The 25070-nt window shown below is 72.8% G+C and carries 26 protein-coding genes; 9 read left to right on the forward strand and 17 right to left on the reverse strand.

Annotated features, from left to right (window positions below):
• Positions 1-156: 156 nt before the first annotated feature.
• From ACW9J6_RS21340 to ACW9J6_RS21350, 3 genes are all read right to left on the reverse strand, one after another.
• Positions 157-1152 (reverse strand): hypothetical protein, encoded by a 996-nt coding sequence (locus tag ACW9J6_RS21340; RefSeq protein ID WP_457118524.1) that lies wholly within the window; start codon positions 1150-1152, stop codon positions 157-159.
• Positions 1153-1269: 117 nt separating this feature from the next.
• Positions 1270-1731: a GntR family transcriptional regulator gene (locus tag ACW9J6_RS21345; RefSeq protein WP_457118525.1), complete on the reverse strand. Its 462-nt coding sequence runs from the start codon at positions 1729-1731 to the stop codon at positions 1270-1272.
• Positions 1728-2501, reverse strand: a complete 774-nt coding sequence (locus ACW9J6_RS21350; protein WP_457118526.1) for a hypothetical protein — start codon at positions 2499-2501, stop codon at positions 1728-1730. The genes ACW9J6_RS21345 and ACW9J6_RS21350 overlap by 4 nt, the downstream gene beginning before the upstream one ends.
• A gap of 143 nt (positions 2502-2644) precedes the next feature.
• On the opposite strand from ACW9J6_RS21350, the gene ACW9J6_RS21355 reads away from it, so the two are divergent.
• Both ACW9J6_RS21355 and ACW9J6_RS21360 read left to right on the forward strand, forming a co-directional pair.
• On the forward strand, positions 2645-4546 hold the full coding sequence (locus ACW9J6_RS21355) for a monovalent cation:proton antiporter-2 (CPA2) family protein (protein WP_457118527.1): 1902 nt from the start codon (positions 2645-2647) through the stop codon (positions 4544-4546).
• On the forward strand, positions 4536-6014 hold the full coding sequence (locus tag ACW9J6_RS21360) for an MATE family efflux transporter (RefSeq protein WP_457118528.1): 1479 nt from the start codon (positions 4536-4538) through the stop codon (positions 6012-6014). The genes ACW9J6_RS21355 and ACW9J6_RS21360 overlap by 11 nt, the downstream gene beginning before the upstream one ends.
• Here ACW9J6_RS21360 and ACW9J6_RS21365 read toward each other — a convergent pair.
• Positions 5934-6272 (reverse strand): DUF1127 domain-containing protein, encoded by a 339-nt coding sequence (locus ACW9J6_RS21365; protein WP_457118529.1) that lies wholly within the window; start codon positions 6270-6272, stop codon positions 5934-5936. The two genes, ACW9J6_RS21360 and ACW9J6_RS21365, sit on opposite strands and share 81 nt — an antisense overlap.
• Positions 6273-6395: 123 nt before the next feature.
• Here ACW9J6_RS21365 and ACW9J6_RS21370 point away from each other — a divergent pair, with 123 nt between their 5' ends.
• Positions 6396-7268: a LysR substrate-binding domain-containing protein gene (locus ACW9J6_RS21370; protein WP_457118530.1), complete on the forward strand. Its 873-nt coding sequence runs from the start codon at positions 6396-6398 to the stop codon at positions 7266-7268.
• A gap of 18 nt (positions 7269-7286) precedes the next feature.
• On the opposite strand, the gene ACW9J6_RS21375 is transcribed toward ACW9J6_RS21370, so the two are convergent.
• The 4 genes from ACW9J6_RS21375 to ACW9J6_RS21390 all read right to left on the reverse strand — a co-directional run bounded on the left by ACW9J6_RS21375 (position 7287) and on the right by ACW9J6_RS21390 (position 9679).
• On the reverse strand, positions 7287-7730 hold the full coding sequence (locus ACW9J6_RS21375; protein WP_457118531.1) for a hypothetical protein: 444 nt from the start codon (positions 7728-7730) through the stop codon (positions 7287-7289).
• A gap of 269 nt (positions 7731-7999) precedes the next feature.
• Positions 8000-8197: a Flp family type IVb pilin gene (locus ACW9J6_RS21380; RefSeq protein ID WP_457118532.1), complete on the reverse strand. Its 198-nt coding sequence runs from the start codon at positions 8195-8197 to the stop codon at positions 8000-8002.
• 218 nt (positions 8198-8415) lie between these two features.
• Positions 8416-8661, reverse strand: a complete 246-nt coding sequence (locus tag ACW9J6_RS21385; protein ID WP_457118533.1) for a DUF3072 domain-containing protein — start codon at positions 8659-8661, stop codon at positions 8416-8418.
• A 130-nt stretch (positions 8662-8791) separates the two neighbouring features.
• Positions 8792-9679, reverse strand: a complete 888-nt coding sequence (locus tag ACW9J6_RS21390) for a branched-chain amino acid aminotransferase (RefSeq protein WP_457118534.1) — start codon at positions 9677-9679, stop codon at positions 8792-8794.
• 191 nt (positions 9680-9870) lie between these two features.
• Between ACW9J6_RS21390 and ACW9J6_RS21395 the strand changes: the two genes are divergently transcribed.
• From ACW9J6_RS21395 to ACW9J6_RS21405, 3 genes are read left to right on the forward strand one after another with little or no spacing between them, the layout of a single operon-like run.
• The gene (locus tag ACW9J6_RS21395) at positions 9871-10506 is read left to right on the forward strand and encodes a MarR family winged helix-turn-helix transcriptional regulator (protein WP_457118535.1); all 636 of its coding nucleotides are present in this window, start codon (positions 9871-9873) and stop codon (positions 10504-10506) included.
• Between the two features lie 4 nt (positions 10507-10510).
• Positions 10511-11233: a response regulator gene (locus tag ACW9J6_RS21400; RefSeq protein ID WP_457118536.1), complete on the forward strand. Its 723-nt coding sequence runs from the start codon at positions 10511-10513 to the stop codon at positions 11231-11233.
• Positions 11234-11264: 31 nt separating this feature from the next.
• The gene (locus ACW9J6_RS21405; protein WP_457118579.1) at positions 11265-12644 is read left to right on the forward strand and encodes an ATP-binding protein; all 1380 of its coding nucleotides are present in this window, start codon (positions 11265-11267) and stop codon (positions 12642-12644) included.
• A gap of 11 nt (positions 12645-12655) precedes the next feature.
• Here the strand turns inward: ACW9J6_RS21405 and ACW9J6_RS21410 are convergent, their stop codons facing one another.
• Positions 12656-14134: a methyl-accepting chemotaxis protein gene (locus ACW9J6_RS21410; protein ID WP_457118537.1), complete on the reverse strand. Its 1479-nt coding sequence runs from the start codon at positions 14132-14134 to the stop codon at positions 12656-12658.
• Positions 14135-14669: 535 nt separating this feature from the next.
• Between ACW9J6_RS21410 and ACW9J6_RS21415 the strand changes: the two genes are divergently transcribed.
• A complete protein-coding gene (locus ACW9J6_RS21415) occupies positions 14670-15137 on the forward strand; it encodes a PAS domain-containing protein (protein WP_457118538.1) in 468 nt (155 codons plus the stop codon).
• Between the two features lie 37 nt (positions 15138-15174).
• Here the strand turns inward: ACW9J6_RS21415 and ACW9J6_RS21420 are convergent, their stop codons facing one another.
• Entirely contained in the window at positions 15175-16392 is a 1218-nt protein-coding gene (locus tag ACW9J6_RS21420) for an MFS transporter (RefSeq protein WP_457118539.1), read from the reverse strand.
• 102 nt (positions 16393-16494) lie between these two features.
• On the opposite strand from ACW9J6_RS21420, the gene ACW9J6_RS21425 reads away from it, so the two are divergent.
• Positions 16495-17058 (forward strand): TetR/AcrR family transcriptional regulator, encoded by a 564-nt coding sequence (locus ACW9J6_RS21425; protein WP_457118540.1) that lies wholly within the window; start codon positions 16495-16497, stop codon positions 17056-17058.
• Between the two features lie 112 nt (positions 17059-17170).
• Positions 17171-18430 (forward strand): capsule biosynthesis protein, encoded by a 1260-nt coding sequence (locus ACW9J6_RS21430; protein WP_457118541.1) that lies wholly within the window; start codon positions 17171-17173, stop codon positions 18428-18430.
• A gap of 37 nt (positions 18431-18467) precedes the next feature.
• Here ACW9J6_RS21430 and denD read toward each other — a convergent pair whose 3' ends face one another.
• The 7 genes from denD to ACW9J6_RS21465 form a co-directional block, all read right to left on the reverse strand.
• Entirely contained in the window at positions 18468-19445 is a 978-nt protein-coding gene (denD, locus tag ACW9J6_RS21435) for a D-erythronate dehydrogenase (RefSeq protein WP_457118542.1), read from the reverse strand.
• A gap of 16 nt (positions 19446-19461) precedes the next feature.
• The gene (locus ACW9J6_RS21440; RefSeq protein WP_457118543.1) at positions 19462-20208 is read right to left on the reverse strand and encodes an SDR family oxidoreductase; all 747 of its coding nucleotides are present in this window, start codon (positions 20206-20208) and stop codon (positions 19462-19464) included.
• Positions 20209-20231: 23 nt separating this feature from the next.
• Positions 20232-21398 carry a GNAT family N-acetyltransferase gene (locus tag ACW9J6_RS21445; protein WP_457118544.1) on the reverse strand — a complete coding sequence of 389 codons (1167 nt, stop codon included), beginning with the start codon at positions 21396-21398 and terminating at the stop codon, positions 20232-20234.
• Positions 21395-22237, reverse strand: coding sequence for an isocitrate lyase/PEP mutase family protein (locus ACW9J6_RS21450; RefSeq protein ID WP_457118545.1), 843 nt, complete (start codon positions 22235-22237; stop codon positions 21395-21397). Before ACW9J6_RS21450 ends, ACW9J6_RS21445 begins: the two co-directional genes overlap by 4 nt.
• Before the next feature lie 336 nt (positions 22238-22573).
• Positions 22574-23119 (reverse strand): adenine phosphoribosyltransferase, encoded by a 546-nt coding sequence (locus ACW9J6_RS21455; protein WP_457118546.1) that lies wholly within the window; start codon positions 23117-23119, stop codon positions 22574-22576.
• Positions 23120-23191: 72 nt separating this feature from the next.
• Entirely contained in the window at positions 23192-23986 is a 795-nt protein-coding gene (locus ACW9J6_RS21460; protein WP_457118547.1) for an inositol monophosphatase family protein, read from the reverse strand.
• 86 nt (positions 23987-24072) lie between these two features.
• Positions 24073-25047 (reverse strand): tetratricopeptide repeat protein, encoded by a 975-nt coding sequence (locus tag ACW9J6_RS21465; protein WP_457118580.1) that lies wholly within the window; start codon positions 25045-25047, stop codon positions 24073-24075.
• Between the last annotated feature and the right edge of the window lie 23 nt (positions 25048-25070).

A 25070-nucleotide genomic window follows, 5' to 3' on the forward strand; every position in this document is an offset into this window, starting at 1 on the left:
GGGGGCGGCCATCCTGGATGACGCTGCGGTATCGCGCAACGGCCGAACGCCGCGAGATCGCTGCGCGCGATGGCGGCGCGCCCCCGGGCAGGGCGTCCGGACGACGCGTCCCTCAGGCTCGCCTCTCCGTCCGGCGGACGGCTCGGCTTCGGGCCGTCACGGCGACAGAGCACGCTTCGGACGGCCAGCAACGATGATGCAATTGTCGAACGTGTTGAACGGGTGGCTCAGCTCGACCGCAACGGCGTCGATGCCGGCAGCCTCCAGGAATTCCACGTAGCGATCCAGCTGATTGAGCAAAACGTCCTCGATGACATAGAAGCCACCCGGGCGCACACGATCGAACGATGTCTTGAATGTATTCATCCCGGCCTCCAATTCATGCAGGCCGTCATCGATGAAGATATCGAACGATATATGCGGGATATGGCGCCACAAGCCTTCGAGCGTATCCGGCACCAGCTGATCGATGAAGTACGTTTGAATTCGCTCTTCCGAGAACAAGATACGTTTGTCGATGTCGCCACCGTAAATCAGGGCTTCGGGAAAATACGCCTTCCAGCCGCGCAGAGATGCGCCCGGAACACCGTCCGGTCCCATGTTCGAGGGCATGTCGGCGAAGTTCGTGCCGAGGCCGACCTCGAACAGGGACGTGATAGGATCAGAAATTTCACCAAACAAGACGGAGTAGAATGGCGTGTAATTATGCCATCCCAAGGCCTTGTCGCTGCCATGTCTCGCCATGATTTCGCAGAGCGGTGTCGTCAGCCCGCTCTCCTGCTGCCGGAATTCAAATTTCTCGATGATGGGCCTGAACAGCCGCTCACCTCCACCGATATATCTGTATTTCCCCTCCGGCGACCGCGATCCCGATGAGAGATTTCGCCTCCTGTAAACCTTGTCCGTCAAAAATTTGCGGGCCTCGACAGAACATCTCGGGCCGATCGAAATCCAGAATTCTTCGTGCGTGGCAGGAAACGCGAATGCACCGCCCGAGAAAGCAAGCTGGAAGGTGTGGCTGGGATGCTCCTCGCGGTCGATCAGCCACACGTTTTCCCAGAGCAGGACACCTCCGGTCGCCTCGATCGCGCCGACCAGGTGAGGCGCTGATCGCTGCAGCTCCGGCGGCAGGCTGATGACGTAGGCGGTCATGCTCGTCCTCGTTTGAGCCGCACGGGATTGGACGAGGGGCCCCGGGCCCGACAGACCTGCGACAACCCTGCGGAATGCGCCGCCTCCCACGCAGGCGCCACACTGCGGTCGCTCCCGTCAAGCGGAAAGCTGCGCTTCCCCTACCGGGCGGCGGCCCCACCGCGGAGCCCGCATCCATCGCGCGAGCAGCCGAGGACGAGGCGCGGAGAGCGCCCGTCCCCGCCAGGCCCGGACCCTCTCGTCGCGCGACGTCGACGGCAGTCCCCGACAGGGGCGATGCGGAGAGGGGCGCCGGATCGCCCATGCGAGGGCCTGGACCTCGAGCAGCACGCGCAGCCGCGTGATCTCCTCGACCTCCTCGCGCGTAAGGGCGGGGACGTACACGCCGCGCCGCGGCTCGGCGACGAGGATACCCTTCCCGGCGAGGTCCCGGAACGCCTCCCGCGCGACGGTCTGGCTCGTCCCGTACTGCGCCGCGACGGCGTCCTGGCTTAGCCGCGCGCCGGCCGGATGGACCCCGCGCAGGATCGCCTGCCGCAGCGCCTCGGCCAGGGACGCCGCGGCGGGCGGCGGACTCATCGGGCGGCCGGCGCCAGCCGGCGCAGGACGAGCCCGGTGGCGCCGGACACGGCGCAGGAGGTGAGGAAGGCGAGCGCGTAGGTCGGGAGGAGCCCGTCGCGGACGAGGCCGTGGGCGACAACGAGGTTGAACAGGACGACGCCGAGCGAACCCGCCGCGATGCCCCGCAGCGTGGCCCGGGCCTCCGCCCCGCCGCCCTGCCGATGAGCGAAGACGATCAGCGGCCAGCCGAGCACCGGGATCGGCGAGGCGAGGCCGCTCAGGGTCGGGCCGAGATGCGGGGCGGCGCCGGTGACGCCGAGGACCAGGAGCGTGGCCGCCGCCATCCGGGCCGGCAGGTCGAAGCGCGACGGGGCGGCACCGCCCGCCGCCCGCCCCTCCCCGGCCTCGGGGCGCAGCGCGACGAGGAGCGCGGCGAGGCAGAGGGCGAGGGCGAGGCCGTCGCTGCCGATCCGCAGGAGCGCGACCGCGCAGGCCGCGTAGGCGCCGAGCCCCGCCAGCACGCTGCCCGCGAGGCCCCATCGCCGGGACGCCACCGCGTAGGCGGCGTAGGAGGCCATGACGGCAGCGAGCCCCTGGAGCGCGCCCGCGGCCGCCCCGGCCGCGAAGGCCGGCCCCTGCTCCAGCGCGAGGTAGACGGAGATCGGGCCGGAGGTCAGGGGCAGCCCCGCCACCACCCCGCCGACGAGCCCGCCCCAGCGCCGGCCGGCGAGGGAGACGAGCCCCATCAGGAGCGGCGTCACGACGAGCTTGATCCAGACGAGAAACACGCGGCCTCCTCCCATGGGCACCGGCGGGCCCCGGATAACCGATGACCGATGCGATGCAAGCCGCAGGCGGCGGCCGCCTCGCCTGTGCCGCAACCCCGGGTTATGGGTGCGGTCCCCTGCCCTCACCCGGAGCCGCATCCGCGATGGCGAGCGCCGCCGACCACGCCAGCTTCCTGCCGCCGGTCCTCACCTTCCTGTCGGCCGCGGTGATCGGCGTGCCGATCCTGCGCCTGCTCGGCCAGAGCGCCGTCCTCGGCTACCTGCTCGCCGGCGTGGTGATCGGGCCCTCCGGCCTGTCGCTGATCCCCGATCCCGAGACGGCGCGCAGCGTCTCCGAACTCGGCGTGGTGCTGCTCCTGTTCATCGTCGGGCTCGAACTCGAACTGTCGCGGCTGATCTCCATGCGCCGCGACATCCTGGGCCTCGGCACGCTCCAGCTCGTCACCTGCGCGGCGGCGCTCGGGGGGCTCGCGGTGCTGGAGGGGCTGCCGCCCGCGGCCGCCGTGGTGGCGGGAACCGCGCTCGCCCTCTCGGCCACCGCGGTCGCCCTGCAATTGCTGGAGGAGCGGCGCGACCTCGGCGCGCCCTACGGCCAGCGCGCCTTCGCGGTGCTGCTGTTCCAGGACCTGTCGGTGGTGGCGATCCTGGCGCTGCTGCCGCTGCTCGCCACCACCGGCACGGCGGCGAGCGGGAACTGGGTGGCGGAGGCCCTGCGCTCCTCGGGCACCGCGGTGGCGGCGATCCTGGCGGTGGTGCTGGTGGGGCGCTACGGCCTCAACCCGTTCTTCCGGCTGCTCGCCGCGAGCGGCGCCCGCGAGGTGATGACGGCCGCGGCCCTCCTGGTGGTGCTCGGCACCGCGCTCCTGATGGAGGAGGTCGGGCTCTCGATGGCGATGGGCGCGTTCCTGGCCGGGCTGCTGCTCGCCGAATCGAATTTCCGCCACCAGCTCGAGGCGGATATCGAGCCCTTCCGCGGCATGCTGCTCGGCCTGTTCTTCATGAGCGTCGGCATGGCGATCGACGTGGCGCTGGTGCGCGAGCACTGGCTCGGGCTCTCGGTCGCCATGGTCTCGGCGATCCTGCTCAAGACCGCCCTGGTGGCGGGGCTGTTCCGGATGTTCGGCTCGCCCTGGCTCGACGCCCTGCGCGGCGCGGCCGTGCTGGCGCCCGCGGGGGAGTTCGCCTTCGTGCTGCTGCCCCTCGGGACCGAGCTCGGCATCGTCGAGGGCACGGCCGGGCGGCTCTCCATCGCGCTCGCGGCGGTCACCATGCTGGTCGGCCCCCTCGTCGCCAAGGGGATCGACGCCCTCATCGCCCGGCGGCGGACCGAGGAGATGGAGCCCGCCTACGACGTGATCGAGACCACCGAGGCCCGCGTGCTGGTGATCGGCTTCGGGCGCTTCGGCCAGATCCTCAACCAGGTGCTGCTGGCGCAGGGCGTCAGCATCACGGTGATCGACAAGGACGTGGAGCAGATCCGCAACGCCTCGCGCTTCGGCTTCCGGGTCTATTACGGCGACGGCACCCGCCTCGACGTGCTGCGCGCCTCGGGCGCGGGCCGGGCCGAGCTGATCTGCATCTGCATCGACGACCCCGACGAGACCCTCAAGATCATCGACCTCGTGCACGCCGAATTCCCCTCCGCCCGCACCTACGTGCGGGTGTTCGACCGGGTGCAGGCGATCGAGGCCATGAACCGGGACGTCGACTTCGTGATCCGCGAGACCGCCGAATCGGCGCTGGCCTTCGGGCGCGCCACCCTGGAGGCGCTGGGCGTGCCGGCGCCGGAGGCCGCCGCCATCGCCGAGGACGTGCGCAAGCGCGACGTCGCCCGGCTGGTCCTGCAGCAGGCGGGCGAGCCCTTCGACCGCGCCGACCCGCTGCGCAGCCTCGGGCGCATCAAGCCCGAGCCCCTCACGGCGCCGCAGCGGGCCTCCCGGGCGCTGACCCAGGAGACGCAGGACATCATCGCCCGGGAGCGGCCCCCCGCGCCGGCGCCCGAGGCGGCGCAGCCCGAACCGGAGCCGGTCTCCGATGACGCCTGAGGCGGCGCCCCCCGCTCCGGCCGCCCGGGCGGCCTTCGTCACGGGCTCGACGCTCCGGCACGTCGCCGTGATGGGAGCGGCGGGCTCGGCCGGGCTGATGGCGGTCTTCGCCGTCGACCTCCTGGCCCTCCTCTACGTGTCCTGGCTCGGCGATCCGCGCCTGACGGCGGCGGTGGGCTTCGCCAGCATCCTCCAGGTCTTCGGCATCGCCCTCAACGTCGGCACCATGATCGCGGTCGGCGCGCTGGTGGCGCGGGCGCTCGGGGCCGGCGACCGGGAGGGCGCGCGGCGCGTCGCCGCCTCCGCCATGGTGCTCAATGTCGGCGCCTCCCTGCTGCTCGTCGCCGCGATGCTGCCCGCCCTCGACCCGCTGCTGCGGCTCGTCGGGGCGGGGCCGGAGACCCTCCCGGCGGCGCGGCGCTTCCTTCTGATCTCGCTGCCGGGGCTGCCCCTGATGGCGCTGGGCATGGGGCTCTCGGGGGTGCTGCGGGCGGTGGCGGATGCCCGCCGCTCCAGCGCCGTGACGGTGGGCGGGGCCGTGGTGGCAGCGGCGCTCGACCCGCTCCTCATCTTCGGCCTCGGGCTCGGCCTCGACGGGGCGGCGCTCAGCGTGGTGGCGGTGCGGTTCGCCTTCGCGGCGATCGGCTGGCAGGGGGCCGTGCGCGTCCACCGGATGGTGGCGGCGCCCCGGCTCGCCGATCTCCGCGCCGATGCCCCGGCGGTGCTGCGCATCGCGCTCCCGGCGGTGCTGACCAACTTCGCGCCCCCGGTGGCGAGCGCCTTCCAGGCGCAGGTGATGGCGGGGTTCGGCACCCAGGCCGTGGCGGCGAGCGCGGTGATCGAGCGGCTGATCCCCTTCGCGTTCGGGGGGCTGTTCGCGCTCTCGGGGGCGATCGGGCCGATCCTCGGCCAGAACTGGGGCGCGGCGCGCTTCGACCGCATGCGCGCGACCCTGCGCGACGGGGTGCTGGTCACCGCCCTCTACCTCGTCGCCGTCTGGCTGGTGCTGGCCCTCGGGCGCGGGGCGCTCGCGCAGGCCTTCGCCCTCGACGGCGAGGCGGCCCGGCTCGTGACCTTCTTCGGCCTCGTGGGCGGCGGGATCTGGTTCTTCAACGGGCTGCTGTTCCTGGCGAACGCGGCCTTCAACAATCTCGGCTTCCCGCTCGCCTCCACGGCCTTCAACTGGGGCCGGGCGACGCTCGGCACCATGCCGTTCGCGCTGCTCGGCGCCCGGCTCGGGGGGCCGGAGGGCGTGCTCGTCGGCGTCGGCCTGGGCTCGATCGCCTTCGGGACGCTCGCCCTCCTCGCCGCCTTCCGGGTGGTCGGCGTGCTGGAGCGGCGCGCGGCCGCGCCGGTGCCCGTCCGGGCACCGGGCGACCGACCCGCCTCAGGCGGCGGCCCCGCGCCCGGCACCCGGGCGGGCGACGACGCGGCCGTCGCGGGCCACGATGCTCACGCGCACCGTTGATGCGCCCAGAGACTTCGCGTGGCGTCGATCCGCCAGGTGCAGGGTCGGGTCCTCCCGCCACGGGAGTTGGAGGGCGCCCGCCACCTCGCAGCGGCTGAGCCCGAGATCTTTGAGCATGCGGTCGTCGAGGTCGGCGAGGCGGTGGGCGGCGCGCCGGTGGGCGATGAGTCGGAGAATCGCCACCCCGCCCTGAGCGGCCACGCGACCGGCCCGCAGGACCAGCGAGAGAAGACCGAGGGGAGCGAAACCGAGACTCATCGTGACCTCCGGCGGCCGCCGTTCCGGGGCGTGCCGCAGGGTTATCCATACGCCCGTTCGACCGATCCGTTGAGCGAATGCTTGAGATGCGTTACATCACGGAAAGTGATGGAGGACGGCCCCGTGCACCCTCTCGACATCGACCAGCTGCGCACGCTCGTGGCCATCGCCGACACCGGCTCCTTCACGCAGGCGGCCGAGATCGTGCACAAGACGCAATCGGCCGTGTCGATGCAGATGAAGCGGCTGGAGGGGCGGGTCGGGCGCGAGGTGTTCTGCCGGTCCGGACGGGGCGTGCGGCTCACCGATGCCGGCGAGCGGCTCCTCGACTACGCGCGGCGCATCGTGCGGCTGCAGGCCGAGTGCCTGGCCAATTTCGAGGAGGGCGACCTCGCGGGCCGGGTGCGGCTCGGCCTGCCGGACGACTACGCCGACCGCTACCTGCCGGAGATCCTGGGGCGCTTCTCCCGCGCGCATCCGCGCGCCGAGGTGACGGTGGCCTGCGAGCCCACCGACATGCTGGTGGGGCGGATCGAGAGCGGGGACCTCGACCTCGCGATCATCACGGAGGCGCGCCAGCGCGGCAGCATCGAGACGCTGCGCACCGAGGCCCTGCTCTGGGTCGGGTCGAGCCGCCACGCCACCCACGCGCAGACGCCGCTGCCGCTGGCGCTCGGGCGCCCGGCCTGCATCTGGCGCGCGGCGGCGCTCGCGGCCCTGGAGCGGGTCTCCCGCCCGAGCCGGATCCTGTTCGTGAGCTGGAGCTCCACGGCGGTGGGCGCGGCGGTGCTGGCCGGGCTCGCGGTCTCGGTGCTGCCCGAGAGCGCGCTCCGGCCCGGGATGCGCATCCTCTCGCCCGCCGACGGGTTCCCGGCGCTGCCCGCCTTCCGGGTCGGCCTCCTGCGCCACCGGGGCGCCGCGCCCCTGCCGCTGGCGGACGCGCTCGCGGGCCAGATCCGGCAATGCCTCGACAATCTCGGGGTCGACGCGGCGTAGGCGGCACCGGGTTCCGGCTCACGGCCCCAGGGATTCCAGCTCCCGCCGGCACGCCTCACCGAACGCGGCGAGCGGGTCCGGGATCTCGCCCGCCTCGAACTTGAGGCGGATCTCGTGGAACGTCAGGTTGGGCGAGGTGTAGGTTTCGACCACGTGCTGCATCAGGCGCTCGGCCGCCGCGATCACCGGGCGCGACGAGCGCAGGCGCATGCGCCCGATCAGGGCGAAGAGGCCGACGATGAGCTCGGGGCCGTCCGGGTCGTGGGTCATGGCATCGGCCAGGCACCGGGCCGCCTCGGCGATGAACGCCTCGTAGAGCGCCTCGCGCTTGGCGGCCTCCTGCGCCCGCTGCTGCGCCTGCTGCTGGCCGCGCTGGGTGAGCCAAGTCGTCGCCATCGACGACATCGCCCCCACCAGGGAACCGGCCAGGCCCGTCGCCGCCGTGAGGATCGCGGTCTCCATGGATCGGCCCTCTTCCTCCGGGTCGCGCGCCGGTCCGGGCGGGATCAGGCGTCCCGCTGGGATGGAACGGGATGCCTGCTCCGGCGGCCTGCGTCCGCCGCAGGATCGACGACGAATCGGGCCCGGACCGTCGCACACGGCCCTGGAGGTTGTCACACCAGCGGTCTCCAGAGCAGAATCCGATCACGTTGCCATCGGACACGGCTCCAGGTCTTTGATTTTTAGGCGTTCTCTGCGACGAACCGGTATCCACTTCGTCGGACAATGCTCTAGCGCGACAGCACGCCCGTCACGCGGTTGCTCATGTTGCTGTAGATGTTGCCGGTCGAGTTGCCGAAGGCGGCGATCCCGGTGATCAGCGCCAGGAAGATGAAGCAGACCAGGATCCCGTACTCGATCGCCGTCGCCCCCGCCGCATCGCGCAGGAATCGCCGGACCGTGCCGCGGCGCAGCCATCTTCCGAGCACGACCCCCTCCCCTTCGCCAAGCGAAGCACGACCGTCCGGCGACATCCGCGGCGCCTCCCGCCCCCGAGCGGGGGTGGGCCTCGCGGCGCCTCAAGTGTCTCCGGACAGCCTTGCAGGTGCGGACAGAATGCAGGGGAACTCCTCACCGTCAGTTAAGAGGATCCCGGAAACGTCGATCCCGGGACACTTCCCGTCCCGGACAGACCTCCGCCCGGCCTTCACTCCTTGCCGGTGGCCTTGCGCAGGGCGTCGATGCGCTCGGAGGCCTCGGCCTTGTCGAGATCCGGATCGTAGGCGCCCTCCTCCCCGGCCTGCTCCGACAAGGTCTTGAGGTAGGAGGCCTGCGCGCCGGTCATCGGCTCGCCGCCCGTCGTCCAGTCCTTCGGGTCCTTGATCCGGTTCGAGGGCTCCTGCGCCTCGGGCGCCGCGGTCTTCGGGTTCGGCGCCTGCTGGGCCTTGGTCATCACGACTCCTGTGTTCGCGTAATGTTCTCGAAGCGAGAACGCACCGCGCGCCGTCGTGTTCCGCGGCCGAACCCGGCCGCGGGGGCAACCCCGCGTGGGCCGCGGGTCGTCCCCGCGGCCGGGCAGGTCCTCAGGCGGCTTCCGCCCGGGGCTGCACCTCGGCGCTGTAATCGTCCATCAGCGTGCGGGTCAGGTCCGCGGGCACGAACCGGTAGGGACCGGCCTCGGCGACCGGGGTCACCTCGGCGGCCGAGCCGGTGATGAAGCACTCGGAGAAATCCGCCAATTCCTCGGGCCGGATCCGCCGCTCGATCACCGCGATGCCGCGGCGGCGGGCCAGCTCGATCACCGTCTGGCGGGTGAGGCCGTTCAGGAACCGGTCGGCGAGCGGGGTGTGGATCGCCCCGTCCCTGACGAAGAACACGTTGGCGCCGGTGCACTCGGCCACGTTGTCCTCCCAGTCGAGCATCAGGGCATCCGCGTAGCCCTTCTTCTCGGCCCGGTGCTTGGAGATGGTGCAGATCATGTACAGGCCCGCCGCCTTCGAGGACGAGGGCGCGGTGCGCGGGTCGGGCCGGCGGTACTCGGCCATGTCGAGGCGGATGCCCTTCATCTTGGTGGCCGGGTCGAAGTAGCTCGGCCATTCCCAGGCCGCGATGGCGAGGTGGATGGTGTTGTGTTGCGCCGAGACGCCCATCATCTCCGAGCCGCGCCACGCCACCGGGCGCAGATAGGCGTCCTTGAGGCCGCTCTCCTTGAGGACGAGCGCCTTGGCGGCGTCGATCTCGGCCACCGAGAACGGCACCTCGAAGTCGAGGAGCTCCGCCGAGCGGCGCAGGCGCTGGGAATGCTCGGTGCTCTTGAAGATGCGGCCGCCATAGGCGCGCTCGCCCTCGAACACGCAGGAGCCGTAGTGCAGCCCGTGGCTGAGTACGTGAATCTTCGCGTCCGCCCACGGCACCATGCGGCCGTCGAACCAGATGTGGCCTTCACGCTGGTCGAAGGGGATAACGGACATGACGTTGATCCTCGGTTGCGGTTCGTTTCCGCGAGGGCGGGCTGGCTCGCAATCTTCGTGCTCCGACGGCACGGATCGCGTACGTTCGTTGCGCCAGCGGGGTTGACGGGTATCAACCGGGCTGAGATATGTCAACAAGGCTGACGTAAATCGGGCCGCCTCCCGGCGGGCCGCGCGAGCGGGGCGAGAGCATGGACAGGACCGGAAACCCCGTGGCCCGGACCCGGCCCGCCCCGCGGGACCTCGCCCCCGCGGGCGCCGCGCCGCTGCGGGCCGCCAACGAGGACCGCCCCGACGGCGAGCCGCCCGAGGCCGCCCACCCTTACGACCTGATCGAGCTCCTGTTCTTCGCCTACCGGGACTTCGTCTCCGACCCCGACCGCATCCTGGCCGAGTACGGGTTCGGGCGGGCGCATCACCGGGTGCTGCACTTCGTGGCGCGCAATCCCGGCCTCACGATCGCCGAACTCCTCGATATCCTGCGCATCACGAAGCAGAGCCTCAACCGGGTGCTCAAGGAATTGATCGAGACGGGCTACATCGCGCAGCGGGCCGGCACGAGCGACCGCCGCCACCGGCTCCTCACCTGCACGCCCGAGGGGCGGCGCCTCGCGGCGGACCTCGCCCGCGTCCAGGGCGAGCGGGTGCGCCGGGCGCTGGCCGAGGCCGGCCCGGGCGCCCGCCTCCCCGCGAGCCGCCTCCTCCTGGCGATGATCGACCCGGACAACCGGGCGGCGGTGGGCCGGCTGGTCGGCGCGCCGGACGCGGTCCGCCCCGGGGCGGAGCTGCGCTCCGGGGCGGAGCTGCGCTCCGCCGGGGAGGCGTGAGGCGATGACGGCGCTCGCCGCCCGGGCGGACCTGCCCGACCACGCGCCCCACATCCTCGTCGTCGACGACGACCGGCGCCTGCGCGACCTGCTCTCGCGCTTCCTCTACGATCAGGGATTCCGCGTCACGGCGGCGGCGAGCGCCGCGGAGGCGCGGGCGAAGGGCGCCCATCTGGTCTTCGACGCCCTGGTCCTCGACGTGATGATGCCGGGCGAGACCGGGTTCGACTACGCCCGCCAGATCCGCCTGACCTCGCAGGTGCCGATCCTGATGCTCACCGCCCGCTCGAACCCCAACGACCGGGTGACGGGACTGGAGATCGGCGCGGACGACTACCTGCCCAAGCCCTTCGAGCCCCGCGAGCTGATCCTGCGGCTCAACAACATCCTGCGCCGGGGCGCGCGCAGCCAGCCCGCGGGCGGGGCAGCCCCCCTCGACGCGGTGCGGTTCGGCCCCTTCCTGTTCCGGGTCGAGCGCGGCGAACTCGCCCGCGACGAGGAGCCGATCCGGCTGAGCGAGCGCGAGCGCGAGATCCTCACCATCCTGGCCTCCGCGCGGGGCGGCCACGTCGCCCGCGAGGCGCTGAGCAGCGGGGCGGAGGCCGGCAACGAGCGCACCATCGACGTGCAGATGAACCGCCTGCGCCGCAAGCTGGAGGACGATCCGGCCAATCCCCGCTACCTGCAGACGGTCCGGGGCGTCGGCTACCGGCTCGTCCTGGACTAGCCCGGTGGCGCTGCCCGGCGGGCTCGCCGCCGTGCCGCGCGGGGGCCGCGCGGCGGCCCGGGCGGGGCTCGCCGCGCCCCGCGCCCTGTGGCGCCGGGTCGGACGGGCCTTCAGCGAGCGGCTGCCCAAGGGTCTCTACGCCCGCTCGCTCATCATCATCATCGCGCCGGTCGTCCTGCTGCAATCGGTGATCGCCTACACCTTCATGGAGCGGCACTGGCAGCTCGTGACCCGCCGCCTCTCGGCCGCCGTCACGGCGGACGTGGCGGCGCTGATCGACATCTACGAGAGCTACCCGCAGGACCGGGACGCGGAGACGCTGGAGCGGATCGCGGCCGAGCGCCTCAACCTCGACGTGGACGTCCTGGAGGGCGCGAAGATCCCGCCGCCGGGGCCGCGGCCCTTCTTCTCGCTCCTCGACGAGGCGCTCTCGGACGAGATCCGCCGCCAGATCAAGCGGCCGTTCTGGATCGACACGGTGGGCCGCTCCAGCCTGATCGAGATCCGGGTCGAGATCCCGGGCGGGGTGATGCGGGTGATCGCCCGGCGCAGCCAGGCCTACGCGTCGAACTCGCACATCTTCCTGCTCTGGATGGGCGGCACCTCGCTGGTGCTGCTCGGGGTGGCGATCCTGTTCCTGCGCAACCAGATCCGGCCGATCCTGCGCCTCGCGGACGTCGCCGAGAGCTTCGGCAAGGGCCGCGAAGTGGAGTTCCGGCCCCGCGGCGCCCGCGAGGTGCGCAAGGCCGGCCACGCCTTCATCGAGATGAAGCGGCGCATCGAGCGGGCGATGGACCAGCGCACCACGATGCTGAACGGGGTCAGCCACGACCTGCGCACCATCCTGACCCGCTTTCGCCTCTCGCTGGCGCTCCTCGAGCAGGGGCCGGAGATCGACGACCTGCTGCGCGACGTCGACGAGATGAGCCGGATGCTGGAGGCCTACCTCGCCTTCGCGCGGGGCGATTCGGGCGAGCAGGCGGTCGCCGTCGACCTGCGCGCGGTGCTGGAGGACCTGCGCACGGACGTGGAGCGGCTCGGCGGCCACGTGAGCGAGGTGACGGTGGAGGGCGCGGCCCGCGCGACGGTGCGGCCCGACGCGTTCCGGCGCTGCCTGTTCAACCTCGCGGCGAATGCGGCGCGCTACGGCGAGACGATCGCGCTCACGGCCCGCCAGGAGAGCCGCTGGCTCGCCGTCTCGATCGACGACGACGGGCCCGGGATCCCGCCGGACCAGCGCGAGGAGGTGTTCAAGCCCTTCGTGCGCCTCGACGATGCCCGCCAGGACGCGGGCGGCTCCGGCCTCGGCCTCGCCATCGCGCTCGACATCGCCCGGGCGCATGGCGGCGACATCGCGCTCCACGACAGCCCCCTCGGGGGCCTGCGCGCGACGGTGCGGATCCCGGCCTGAGAGGGACGCCCTCAGGCCACCATGCTGCGCGAGGAGTCGCGGACCTGCCGGGCCGAGTCGCTGACCCGCTGCGTCGATTCCGCGATCAGCCCGACGCTCCGGGAGATGTCGGAGACCGCCGAGGTCATCGCCTGCATGCTGCCCGAGATCTCCTGGGCCACCACGGCCTGCTGCGCGACCGAGGAGGAGATCGCGGCCGAGATCGCGTTGACCTCGCCGATCGTGGCGCCGATCCCGGCGATGGCGGTGGCCGCCTCCTGGGCGGCGCTCCGCGTCTGGCCGATCTGCGTCCCGATGCTCTCGGTGGCCCGGGCGGTCTGGGCGGCGAGGCTCTTGACCTCGGCGGCGACCACCGCGAAGCCTCGGCCCGCCTCGCCGGCCCGGGCCGCCTCGATGGTGGCGTTCAGCGCCAGCAGGTTGGTCTGGCTGGCGATGCTGTCGATGAGGTCGACGATCTCGCCGATGCGCTGGGCCGCCGCGGCGAGGCCCCCGACCACCGCCGAGGTGGCGCTGGCCTGCGCGACGGCGCGGCTGGCGACCTCCAGCGCCCGCTGGACCTGCTGGCTGATCTCGCCCACCGAGGCGGCGAGTTCCTCGGCGCCCGCGGCCACGCTCTGAGCGGTGCCGGAGACCTCCTCGGAGGCCCCCGCGGCGCCGATCGCCTGCTCGGAGGCCCGGGTGATCGAGGCCGCGATGCCGTCGAGGTCGCCGTCGATGGCCCTGTGCAGCCGCGCCCGCTCGCGGCGGTCCAGGGCCGCCGCGGTGACGTCGGTGGCGAATTTCACCACCTTCACGAGGCGCCCGGCCGCGTCCAGGATCGGATTGTAGGTGGCCTGGATGAAGACCTCGCGGCCGCCCTTGCCGATGCGCCGGTACTCGGCGGACTGGAAGTCGCCGCGCCGCAGGTTCTCCCAGAACTGCCGGTAGGCGGGGGTGTCGCGCTCGGATTCGGCCACGAACATCGCGTGGGGCCGGCCGCGGATCTCGTCGAGGGTGTAGCCGACCAGGGCGAGGAAGTTGGCGTTGGCGGTGAGGACGGTGCCGTCGAGGGTGAACTCGATCACGCCCTGCGCGCGCTGGATGGCCCGCACCTGGCCCTCGAAATCGGCGGTGCGCCGCTTCTGGGCGGTGACGTCGGTGGCGCATTTCAGCACGCCGGTGGGCTTGCCGCCGCGGCCGAGGATCGGGTTGTAGGAGCCCTGGATCCAGACCTCGCGGCCACCCTTGCCGATGCGCCGGAACTCCGCCACCCGCGCCTCGCCGCGCCGCAGGGCGTCCCAGAACTGCCGGTAGGCGTCGCCGTTCCGCTCGTCCTCGGGGACGAAGAGGCCGTGGTGCCGGCCCCGGATCTCGTCGAGACCGTAGCCGACCAGGGTGAGGAAGGTCTCGTTCGCCGTCAGGATCGTGCCGTCGAGCGCGAACTCGATGATGGCCTGCGACCGCGAGATGGCGCTCAGCCTGGTCTCGGCCCCGGATCGAAACATCGCCATGCCACCCTCTTCTGTTCGTCGAGCATCGGCTCGCCCCCGCGACGTCATACGGAGCAATGTCGATTAAGAGGGTCTTGCAACGATCAGGAACTGAATCGGACCGTCTATCCCTCGGCCATAACCGCACAGGATTAACCCCTGGTCGAATCGCATCATATGTAATTCCGATATCAACCTGAAGTTTGTGCCTTCGGTACTGAACGCGCTTGAGTTCCGATGCGACCAACCGGCTCGGATGCTCCGGACCGGCTTCATGAAATGACAATTTACGATCGCGAAAGGAGATCGGCCCGAGGAAGGCCGGCCGCGGAGCCGCGCCGGCTCCGCGAATTCACGGATTGTTCACTGCCGCTCGGCCTAGTCCGTCTGCCGGGCGCGCCGTCGCGGACCGGGAGCCCGGGCGCGGCGCCGCGCCCGGGCTCCTCAACGAGGTGTGAATTCGGGTCGGGGACGGGCGCCGGGCTTCCCCCTTCGGCGACACCAATCGTTAACGCGTGCCGAATTAGCCTCCCGGTGCTCTTCCCCGAGTCCCGAGATGGATCTCATCGACCTCGTGCGCCTGTTCGCGGAACCGCTCGACCTCGCGGTGATCGTCACCGATGCCGATCTGGTGCCGCCGGGCCCCGCCGTGCTCTACGCCAACCCCGCCTTCGCCCGCCTGAGCGGCTACCCCGCCGAGGAATGGCGGGGAGCCTCGCCGCGCCGCCTGCAGGGGCCGGGGACGAACCGGGAGGTGGCGGGCAGCGTCCGGCGCGCCCTGCGGACGGAGGGGCGCTTCCTCGGATGCCTGCAGAACTACCGGAAGGACGGCGAGGCCTATCTGTGCGAGATCGACGTGCGGCCGCTGCTGGGGCGGGAGGGCCGGCCGGAGGCCTTCATCGCCTTCGAGCGCGAGGTCGTGCGCCGTCGGGGCAGGCCGTCCCGGCACGGAATGGGCCGCTTCTCCACGATCGCGCCCGTGGCCACCCTGGATCTCGGCGGGGGCACGCCCCTGTTCGGGTGAGGACGGGACGGCCGGCGCGGGCCGCGGTCGCCCCCGGTCACCCGGCGGCGACGGGTCGGGCGGCCATCGCCCGGCGGGCCAGGAGGCCGGCGGCGCTCATGGCGACGATCACCGCCGCGTAGGCGTCCGCCGTCGCCGGGTAGCCGATCGTCCGCACCAGCCAGCCGGCGAGGATCGCGGGCAGGCTGAAGGCGAGGTAGCTCTGGAGGTAGTAGGCCGACAGCAGCTCGGCCCGCTCGGTGGGCGTCGCGAGCGGCATGATGGTCCCGAGGGCGCCGAGGAAGTTCGTCCCGAACCCGGCCCCTCCCAGGAGCGTGCCGCCGATCATCACCGGCACGTTCGCCCCGTGCACGCCCGCCAGCACGACGAGGAGGCCCGACACCATCGCGAGGGTACCGGCCGTGAGGTTGGACCCGGCGGGCCGCGTCCGCCGCAGGGCGACCGCGACCGCGCCGGCCAGCATCAGCGCCGCGACCACCGCGCCGCCCGTGAGCGGCGCCCGGCTCCCGGTGGCGGCCACGACCAGCGCGGGGACGAGCGACAGGTAGAAGCCCCCGAGCATCCAGGTCGCCACGTTGATCGGCGTGACCGCGGCGAGGGGCCGCCGGGCCCGCGCCGGCACCACGACCCGCGGCCTCAGGGAGAGCAGGATCCCGCGCAGCGGGCCGGACCGTCCGCCGCCGGTCTCCGGCGTCCGCCACAGGAGGAGCGCCTGGACCGCGAACAGGCCTCCCAGCAGCAGGTAGACGAGCCGGAGCGGATGCGGGCCGACCTGCAGGAGGGCGCTGGTGCCGAGGGCGCCCGCCGCCATCCCGACGAGGGGCGCGAGGGCGTTGACCAGGGGCCCCCGCGCGCGGTCGAGATCGACCAGGGCCGCCCCGAGCGAGCTCGCCGCGATCCCAGTCGCGAGGCCCTGGACGACGCGCGCCGCCACGAGCGACCCGGCCCCGTCCGCGGTCGCGAACAGGGCCATCGCGGCCATCTCGACGAGGAGGGCCGCGAAGATCACCGGCCGGCGGCCGAGATGGTCCGACACCGACCCGGCCACGAGGAGCGCCGCCAGGAGCGCCAGCGCGTAGACGGCGAACACCGCGGTGGTGACGACCGGCGGCAGCGCGAAGGCCTCCTGGTAGAACCGGTACAGGGGGGTGGGCGCGGCCGAGGCGGCCAGGAAGGTGCCGAGCACGGCCGCGTGGAAGAAGAGCACCGGGCGGGACCCGGCGGGTCCGCCCCTGGATTCGTCGCCCGTGGTCATCTAGAACCCCCTTAAGGCTAACGCGTTGCGTTAATCCGTAGCGCGCCGGAGCGACAAACGCAAATTGTTTGCGTTTGCGAGGAACGGAACGGCGGGGTGGCGATGAGCGCGAGGCAGGGGCCGCGTCCGGGCGGGCGCAGCGCGAGGGTCCAGGCGTCGGTCCAGGCGGCCGTGCGCGATCTCCTGGCGCGGATGGACCGCCAGGAGGTCACGGTGCCGCTGGTCGCCGCGGCGGCCGGGGTGACGCCCTCCACGATCTACCGGCGCTGGGGCAGCCTCGCGGAACTCCTGGCCGACGTGGCGGTCGAGCGGCTCCGCCCCGACGGCGAGCCGGCCGATACGGGGGACGGACGCGCCGACCTGGAGGCCTGGGCGGAGCAATACGCGGAGGAGATGGCCTCGACGCCCGGCCGCGCGATGATCCGCGACGTTCTGGCGGCGGCGGACGTGAGCGGGGCGCAGCGCTGCTGCACCTTCACGCGCGAGCAGATCGCGGTCATCGCCCGGCGGGCGGCGGCGCGCGGCGAGGCCTTCCCGGACCCGGAGACGGTGCTCGACGGGGTAGTGGCGCCGATCCTCTACCGGATCCTGTTCGGCGAGGTCGCCAGCCCCGCGCGGATCCGCGCGCTCGTGGCGCGCACCATGGCGCTCCGCCGGCCGGAGTGACCGCCCCTCACAATCTGGACGAGATGTGGCCCTAGAGCGCTGACGAACCGGCGGGGACGGAACGGGCGCATCGCGCGCCCGCCCCCTCCCCGTCCCCGAACCGGACCCCGCGATGACGGCCGACGCCCAGCCCCCGACGACAGGCCAGCCCCTCGATCCGGTCGAGCGCTCGCGGATGATCTCCGAGTCGCTGCGGCAGATGGCGCGCATCTCGCGCTACAACGACCCGCGCCAGCAGCTGCGCGAGGCCCGGGCGCTGCGCCAGCGGGACTACGTCACCCCGACGCTGTTCGCCGTCCTGTTCGTCCTGCCGATCGTGGTGGCGATCGCGGTGTTCGGCTTCTACCTCTCGGACCGCTACGAGGCGGAGGTGCGCTTCGCGATCCGTCCGGCCGTCGGGGCGAGCGAGGCGTCGAGCGGGAAGAGCGAGGGCGGCGGTGGCGGCGGCACGGACGTCGCCGGCGCCCTGCGGGCGCTCACGGCGCAGGACATCGTGTTCGCCGCCGAGTACATCACCAGCCGGCCGATGGTGGAGGCGGTCGAGCGCCAGCTCCCCCTGCGCCAGATGTTCTCCCGCGACGGCATCGACCTGTTCTCCCGGTTCGACCCGGGCGAGCCGATCGAGAAGCTGGTGCGCTACTGGCGCGAGCGCGTCCACATCGCCACCGAGGGGACGGGCATCGTCAAGGTCGTGATCGACGTCTTCGACCCGCAGGAGGCGGTGGCCATCGGCCGGGCGATCCTCGCCGAGAGCGAGCGGCGCATCAACGACCTCACCCAGAAGGCCCGGAACGACGCCCTGGTCGAGAGCGACCGCGCCCTCGACGACGCGCAGAAGCGCCTCGCCGACCTCCAGGTGACGATGCGCGACCTGCGCAACCGCAACGGCCTGCTCGACGCCGAGAAGACCGCCGGGGTCAACGCCAAGATGATCGCATCGGTGCGCGAGCAGCGCATCGCCCTCGCGGTCCGGCTCGCCCTGCTGGAGCGCGACCTGAAGGGCGACACCCGCAGCCTCCAGGACCTCAGGGCGCAGATCGCCCAGCTCGACGCCACGATCGCCGGGCTGGAGCACGAGGCGACGAGCCAGGATCCGAGCCAGGGCCCGGGCATGGCCGAGGCGCTGACGCGCTACGAGCAGCTCGAGGTCGACCGCAAGAACGCGCTGTCCTTCTACGGGCGCATGATCGCCGCCCGCGAGCAGGCGCGGATGATCGCCGATCGCCAGGTCGAGTTCTTCACCGTCGTGGTGGAGCCGACCCTGCCGCAATCCGCCGTGCTGCCCCGGCGCCTGCAATGGATCGCCGTCACCGTGGCGGGCGCCGCCGCGGCCTTCGGCCTGTCGATCCTGCTGCGCAACTCCCTGACCTGACGGCGGCGGCGCGGTGCCGGCGCCGCCGCCGGCCCGGTCAGGCGATGCGGCCGCCGAGTTCGTCCTCGATATGGGCGCGGATGATCGTCTCGAAATCCGGCTCCGCCCGGAAACCGAGGTCGAGGGCGCGGCGCGGGTCGAAGCCCCGCGGCCAGCCCGCCACGATGCGCTCGACGGTCGGGTCCGGCTCGCGCCGGATGCGGGCCACCACCGCCTCGCCGGCGACGCGGCGCAGGGCCTCGATCTGCTCGGCCACCGTCACGGCCACGCCCGGCATGGTGAGGTTGCGCCGGTCCCCGAGCCGCGCGCCCTCGATCGTGGCGGCGTGGAGCAGGAAGCCCACCGCCGCCCGCGGCGAGGCGTGCCAGTGGCGCACGGTCTCGGAGACCGGCAGCACCGCCTCCTGCCCGGCCAGCGGCTCGCGGATGATGCCCGAGAAGAAGCCCGAGGCCGCCTTGTTGGGCTTGCCCGGCCGCACGCAGATGGTGGGGAGCCGGATGCCGATTCCGTCGAAGATGCCGCGCCGCGTGTAGTCGGAGAGGAGGAGTTCCCCGATCGCCTTCTGGGTGCCGTAGCTGGTGAGCGGCGCCGACAGGAACTCGTCGCCGATCGCGTCCGGCATCGGGGCGCCGAACACGGCGATCGAGGAGGTGAAGACGAGGCGCGGGCGATAGCCCTCCCCGACCGCCCGCACGGCGTCGAACAGGCGCCGGGTGCCGTCGAGATTGATCCGGTAGCCCTTGTCGAAATCCGCCTCCGCCTCGCCCGAGACGATCGCCGCGAGGTGGAAGATCACGTCCGGCCGGCCCGCCACGAGGCGCTCGGCCTCGCCCGGCAGGGAGACGTCGGAGGCCGAGAGCGAGACCGGGACGCGGACGGCGGGCGCCTCGGGCGCCACCACGTCGTGCAGGGTCAGGCGGGTGATCGCCTCGCCGCCGAGGCTGCCGTCCTGGACGAGGCGGGCGAGGAGCTTGCGGCCGACCATGCCGGCCGCACCGAGGATCAGGATGTGCATGGGCGATCTCCCGGGGTCAGAGCGCGAAGCCGCCGTCGACCAGGTGGGTCTGGCCGGTGGTGAAGCGGGATTCGTCGGAGGCGAGGTAGACGGCGATCGCCGCGATCTCCTCGGGCGTGCCGAGGCGGCCCATCGGCTGGCGGTCGATGAAGCTCTGGCGGGCCGCCGCCTCGCTGGTGCCGGTCTGGGCGGCGAGCGCCCGGATGCGCTCGTCGAGGGAGGGCGACTGGATCGTGCCGGGGCAGATCGCGTTGGCGCGCACGCCCTGGCGGATGAAGTCGCGGGCCACCGCCATGGTGAGCCCGATCACCGCCGCCTTGGTGGCGCCGTAGACGTAGCGGTTGGGCGCGGTGGCGATCGACCCGACCGCCGAGGCGATGTTGACGATCGAGCCGTTGCCGCGCTCCAGCATGCCGGGCAGGAAGGCCCGGATGGTCCGGTGCATCGCGCGCACGTTGAGGTCGAAGGCGAAGTCCCACTCCGCGTCGGTGCAGTCGAGGATCGTGCCGTGATGGACGAAGCCCGCCGCGTTGACCAGGATGTCGACCGGGCCGGCCTCCTTGGCGAAGGCCGCCACCGCCGCGTCCGAGCGCACGTCGAGGGGGGCGGTCGCGGCGCCGGTCAGGCCGTCGAGCTTCCCCGCGTCGAGATCGGTGGCGAGCACCCGGGCGCCCTCCGCCAGGAAGGCCGCCGCGATGGCCCGGCCGATCCCCTGCCCCGCCGCCGTGACGACGGCGCTCTTGCCCGCAAGACGTCCCACCATGCTGCCCCCTCCCGATGCACCCGTCACGCGAGGCGCTTGCGCATGTGCACCAGGCGGCGGTCCGGGCGGGCCTCGACCCGCTCCGTCTCCCAGCCGTGGCGCGCATACCAGCCGACCGCGCGCGCGAGCTTCTCCCCGGTGTAGAGGCGCAGATCCGGGAGGTCGAGATGCTTCGCGCGGGCCTCGAACGCCGCCAGCAGCCGCGTCCCCAGGCCCCGGTCCTGCCGGGCGGGGTCGACCGCGACGCTCCAGAGCAGGAGGTGGTCGGGGGCCGGATCGAGGACGAGGGCGCCGGCGAGGCCGCCCCCCTCCTCCAGGAGCCAGACCTCGTAGGTCGCGAGCAGCGCCTCGGGGGGCGTGAGGAGCGGCAGGGGCTCGACCCCGAGCAGCGCCCGGTTCGGCGCGTAGGCGGCCCCCTGCAGGGCGGCGAGCGCCGGCAGGTCCGCGCGCGTCGCCCGGCGCAAGGGGTGGCCCGGGATCGCCGGAGCGGTCAGCACCGAGAGGCGCAGGCGCTGGCTCCCGTCCGCCGAAAAATTCTCCGGCGCGAGCCAGCGCGCCTGGGCCTGCGCCACCTGCGGCCACTCGGTGTCGAGGAGCGAGAACCACGCGGTGTCGCGGTTGCGGCCCTTCACGATCACCGCCTGCCGAAACAGGCCCTCGTAGGTGAAGCCGAGGCGGAGCGCCGCCGCCCGCGAGGGGGCGTTGAGGGCGTTGCACTTCCACTCGTAGCGCCGGTAGCCGAGGCCGAAGGCGTAGTCGGCCAGCAGCCGCATCGCCTCGGTGGCGCCCGGCGAGCGCTGCAGGGCGGGCGTGTACAGGATGTTGCCGACCTCGACGACCCGGTTGGCGGGGTCGATCCGCATCAGGGTCGCGTGGCCGAGCGCCCGGCCGGTGGCGGCGTCGAGGATCGCGAAGAACAGCGGGTCGGACGAGGCCTCGCCGGCCCTCAGGTCCTCCAGGAAGGCGCTCGCCTCGGCGTAGGGCCCGCGGGGCATGTAGAGCCAGAGCGCCTCGGTGCCGGGGCCGACCGCGCCGGCCGCGAGGTCCGGGCCGTGGGCGGCGGCGTCGAGGGGCGCCAGCGTCACGAAGCGCCCGCGCAGGGTGACGCGCTCCGGGCGCGGGGCCGGGTCGGAGGGGATGACGGGTGCGCCGATCGGCAGGCCGGTGGCGGGGTCGGTGTCGGGGATCATCGCGCCGCGAGGTCCTTGCGGAAGAAGCCGTTGAGGTCGGAGAAGCCCGCCGCGCCGTCGAAGCCCGCGAAGCTGCCCTCCTGCCGCAGGCGTGTCGCCGCCCGGATGAAGCCGGCCCAGGCCGCCCGCGCCAGCGCCGAGCCGACGCTGACCCGCCGGACGCCGAGCGCCTCCAGATCGGCGACGGTCAGGCCCGCATTGGTGCCCATCAGCAGGTTCACGGGCTTCGGCGCCACCGCGGCGACCACGGCGCGGATCTCCTCGCGGCGCCGGGGTCCGGGCGCGTAGAGCACGTCGGCGCCGGCCTCCGCGTAGGCCTGGAGGCGGTGCAGGACCTCGCGCAGCGGGTCGGGATGGCCGGTGAGGTAGGCCTCGCAGCGGCCGGTGAGGATCACGTCGGCCCCCGATCCGTCGATCGCCGCGCGGGCGGCGCGCAGGCGCGCCACCGCGCGGTCGAGGTCGTAGAGCGGCTTGTCCCGATCGCCCGTCGCGTCCTCGATCGACAGGCCCGCCACCCCGGTCGCCACGCAGAGCCGGACGCTCTCGGCGACCCCGTCCGGGTCGTGGGCGTAGCCGGATTCGAAATCCGCGTTCACCGGCAGGTCGGTGGCCGCGACGATCTCGGCGATGTGGGCGAGCATCGCGTCCCGGGGCACCGCCCAGTCGGTGTCGGGGAGCGCGCGGGAGAAGGCGAAGCCGGAACTCGTGGTGGCGAGCGCCGGGAAGCCGAGCGCGGCGAGGTAGCGGGCGGTGCCGATGTCCCAGGGGTTCGGCATCACGAAGCAGCCCTGCCCGTGGAGGGACCGGAAGGCGGCGCGGCGGGCGGTGAGGTCGGTCATGGGGCGCTCCGGGAGGGTTGGCGCACGCGGGATGCCGTCGTGCGGACAGGCTGTTCCCGATCAGGAAAGGGAGCGCCTCCCCTCTCCCGAGTGGGAGAGGGGTCGGGGGATCGGAGATCCCGCGTGAGGGACGGACGCTTCAGCAAGAAGGCAGGACCGTGCCGCTGGCAGCTCGACGGTTCAGTCTTCTTGCGAAAGCCGAGCCACCCTCACCCCTGCCCCTCTCCCAGCCGGGAGAGGGGTTCCCCGCGCTTTTCCTGTCCTCGCAGAGCCCTACCCGCACGAAAGAGACACCCCGCCTCTCCCCCGCAGCCTATGCCGACGGAACCGCCCGCCTCAATGCCCTTCGAACTCCACCAGCGTGAAGACCGGCACGTCGAGGGCGCGCAGCTTGGCGGCGCCGCCGAGTTCCGGCAGGTCGATCACGAAGCAGGCCGCCACCACCTCGGCGCCGATCTGGCGCAGCAGGTTCACGGCGGCCGCGGCGGTGCCGCCGGTGGCGATGAGGTCGTCCACCAGCACCACCCGGTCGCCCGGCTTCACCGCGTCCGAGTGGATCTCCATCTCGTCGGTGCCGTATTCGAGGGCGTAGGCGATCGAGACCGTGGTGTGGGGCAGCTTGCCCTTCTTGCGGATCGGCACGAAGCCCGAGGAGAGCTGGTGGGCCACCGCCCCGCCCAGGATGAAGCCCCGCGCCTCGATCCCCGCCACGCGGTCGATCCGCCCGCCCGCGAAGGGATGGACCAGGGCGTCGACCGCCCGGCGGAACGCGCCGGGATCGCCCAGCAGCGTGGTGATGTCCCGGAAGATGATGCCGGGCTTCGGGTAATCCGGGATCGAGCGGATCGCGTCCTTCAGCGCGGAGAGCATGTGCGGGTCCATGGGGGCTGCCTTCTGGGATCGGGCCGGGTTGGAACGGAGGGCGGCGGCGCGGGCCGGCGCCGCCGGCCCGCCTCACGCATTCGCCTTCCTGAGGAGGGCGACGAGGTCGCGGTGCAGGGCCTCGTTGCCGCAGGCGACGGAGCGGGCCGCGAGCGCGTCCGGGCCGCCCTCGGCATTGGTGGCGAAACCGCCGGCCTCCCGCACCAGGATCAGGCCCGCCGCCATGTCCCAGGTCTGGAGGTCGCGCTCCCAGTAGAGGTCGGCGCGCCCGCAGGCCACGTAGGCGAGGTCGAGGGCCGCCGAGCCGAAGCGGCGCACGCCCCCCGTCACCGCCATCACGGTGGCGAGTTCCTTGAGGAGGCGCGGGTGGTTGCCGCGGCCGAGATAGGGCGAGCCGTAGAGGACGAGCGCGTCGGCGAGGTCGCCGCGGGCCGAGACGCGCAGGCGCCGGTTGTTGAGGAAGGCGCCCTTGCCGCGCTCGGCGATGAACAATTCGTCCTTGATCGGATCGTAGATCACGCCCGCGACGACCTGGCCCTCCCGCTCGAGCCCCACCGAGATGCAGAAATGCGGGATGCCGTGCAGGAAGTTGGTGGTGCCGTCGAGGGGATCGACGTGCCAGGTGTGGGTCTTGTCCGGCCCCTCGATGGTGCCGCCCTCCTCCATGACGAGGCTGTAGCCGGGGCGCGCCTTCATGAGGGCCTCGCGCAGGGTGGTCTCGGCGCGCCGGTCGGCGGCCGAAACGAAGTCGCCCGGGCCCTTGCGCGAGACCTGAAGGTTCTCGACCTCGCCGAAATCGCGCTTGAGCCCGCGCGCGGCCTTGCGCACGGCGTCGACCATCACGGTCATCAGGGGAGAGTTGATCATCAGGCGGTCCCGGTCGCTGGCGGCACGCGGCGGCGCTCGCGCGGGGCGCGCCCGGCCGGTTGCCCTCTGGAGGTTGGGGTCCGGCCTTAAGGGGTCATCCGGTCCGCCGCAAGGCGTTCGGCCCGCGCGCGTTCCTCCGGCGTGATCCCGGCCAGCGCCTGGGTCAGCCACGCGTCGCTCAACCCCTGCGCGCTGGCCGCCATGTTCCAGGCCGCCGCCTCGACGAGGTTCTTCGGCACGCCCCGCCCGGCCGCGTAGAGGCGGGCGATGCGGTTCTGCGCCACCGCGTTGCCCCGGTAGGCGGCGTGGCGGAAGTAGCGGGCGGCCCGGGCCTCGTCCTTCGGCACGCCCTCGCCGTTGAAGAGCAGGATCGAGAACTCGACCTCGCCGGCGACGTCGCCGTTGTCGGCGGCGCGCCGGAACAGGGAGGCCGCCTGGGCGGCGTCCTTCGCGACGCCGCGGCCCTTCAGGTAGAGGATCCCGAGGGCGTGCTGGGCGGCCGGCACCTCCTGGTCGGCCGAGCGGCGCAGGAGCGCGGCGGCCCGGGTCAGATCCGCGGGCGCGCCGGTGCCGAGCAGGATCAGGGCGAGATTGTAGCAGGCGGTGGGCTCGCCCTTGGCGGCAGCCTTCTCCAGCCAGGACCGGCCCGCCGCCACGTCCTTGTTCATGCCGCGGCCTTCGAGCGCCATGGTCGCCAGCAGGTTCATGCCCGCCGGATCGCCGAGATCCGCCGCGAGCCGGTACCATTCCACGGCCTTGGCCGGATCCTGCCGCACTCCGAGGCCCTGGTTGTAGAGTTCGCCGAGCAGGACCATGGCGGGCGCGTCGCGCCGGTTGGTCTCCAGGCGCTTCGTCGCCTCCCGGAAGGCGGCGTTGTAGTAGCCGCGCTGGTAGGCGCCATAGGCGACGTCCGCCTTCGGGTCGCTGCTGCCGGTGGCGGGCGGGAGCGTGGAAGAGCCCGGCAGCAGGGCGCTGGGCATGGTGTTCGAGGTCCCGGCGGTGGCCGTCCCGGCCAACAGGGCCGGCGCGGCCAGAATGGCCGCCCCGGCCACCAGGAGCATGCGCCCCGCGGGGATGAGCCGTC

It is taken from the genome of Methylobacterium sp. JK268 (assembly GCF_054052225.1).

Coding starts and splice junctions, on each gene's coding strand:
- ACW9J6_RS21440 (WP_457118543.1), bottom strand. CDS start 20,208: ATGGTGGGACGTCTTGCGGGCAAGAGCGCCGTCGTCACGGCGGCGGGG.
- ACW9J6_RS21465 (WP_457118580.1), bottom strand. CDS start 25,047: ATGCTCCTGGTGGCCGGGGCGGCCATTCTGGCCGCGCCGGCCCTGTTG.
- ACW9J6_RS21455 (WP_457118546.1), bottom strand. CDS start 23,119: ATGGACCCGCACATGCTCTCCGCGCTGAAGGACGCGATCCGCTCGATC.
- ACW9J6_RS21445 (WP_457118544.1), bottom strand. CDS start 21,398: ATGATCCCCGACACCGACCCCGCCACCGGCCTGCCGATCGGCGCACCC.
- ACW9J6_RS21450 (WP_457118545.1), bottom strand. CDS start 22,237: ATGACCGACCTCACCGCCCGCCGCGCCGCCTTCCGGTCCCTCCACGGG.
- ACW9J6_RS21395 (WP_457118535.1), top strand. CDS start 9,871: ATGGACAGGACCGGAAACCCCGTGGCCCGGACCCGGCCCGCCCCGCGG.
- ACW9J6_RS21400 (WP_457118536.1), top strand. CDS start 10,511: ATGACGGCGCTCGCCGCCCGGGCGGACCTGCCCGACCACGCGCCCCAC.
- ACW9J6_RS21360 (WP_457118528.1), top strand. CDS start 4,536: ATGACGCCTGAGGCGGCGCCCCCCGCTCCGGCCGCCCGGGCGGCCTTC.
- ACW9J6_RS21375 (WP_457118531.1), bottom strand. CDS start 7,730: ATGGAGACCGCGATCCTCACGGCGGCGACGGGCCTGGCCGGTTCCCTG.
- ACW9J6_RS21430 (WP_457118541.1), top strand. CDS start 17,171: ATGACGGCCGACGCCCAGCCCCCGACGACAGGCCAGCCCCTCGATCCG.
- ACW9J6_RS21355 (WP_457118527.1), top strand. CDS start 2,645: ATGGCGAGCGCCGCCGACCACGCCAGCTTCCTGCCGCCGGTCCTCACC.
- ACW9J6_RS21390 (WP_457118534.1), bottom strand. CDS start 9,679: ATGTCCGTTATCCCCTTCGACCAGCGTGAAGGCCACATCTGGTTCGAC.
- ACW9J6_RS21365 (WP_457118529.1), bottom strand. CDS start 6,272: ATGAGTCTCGGTTTCGCTCCCCTCGGTCTTCTCTCGCTGGTCCTGCGG.
- ACW9J6_RS21460 (WP_457118547.1), bottom strand. CDS start 23,986: ATGATCAACTCTCCCCTGATGACCGTGATGGTCGACGCCGTGCGCAAG.
- denD (WP_457118542.1), bottom strand. CDS start 19,445: ATGCACATCCTGATCCTCGGTGCGGCCGGCATGGTCGGCCGCAAGCTC.
- ACW9J6_RS21410 (WP_457118537.1), bottom strand. CDS start 14,134: ATGGCGATGTTTCGATCCGGGGCCGAGACCAGGCTGAGCGCCATCTCG.
- ACW9J6_RS21425 (WP_457118540.1), top strand. CDS start 16,495: ATGAGCGCGAGGCAGGGGCCGCGTCCGGGCGGGCGCAGCGCGAGGGTC.
- ACW9J6_RS21415 (WP_457118538.1), top strand. CDS start 14,670: ATGGATCTCATCGACCTCGTGCGCCTGTTCGCGGAACCGCTCGACCTC.
- ACW9J6_RS21420 (WP_457118539.1), bottom strand. CDS start 16,392: ATGACCACGGGCGACGAATCCAGGGGCGGACCCGCCGGGTCCCGCCCG.
- ACW9J6_RS21385 (WP_457118533.1), bottom strand. CDS start 8,661: ATGACCAAGGCCCAGCAGGCGCCGAACCCGAAGACCGCGGCGCCCGAG.
- ACW9J6_RS21345 (WP_457118525.1), bottom strand. CDS start 1,731: ATGAGTCCGCCGCCCGCCGCGGCGTCCCTGGCCGAGGCGCTGCGGCAG.
- ACW9J6_RS21340 (WP_457118524.1), bottom strand. CDS start 1,152: ATGACCGCCTACGTCATCAGCCTGCCGCCGGAGCTGCAGCGATCAGCG.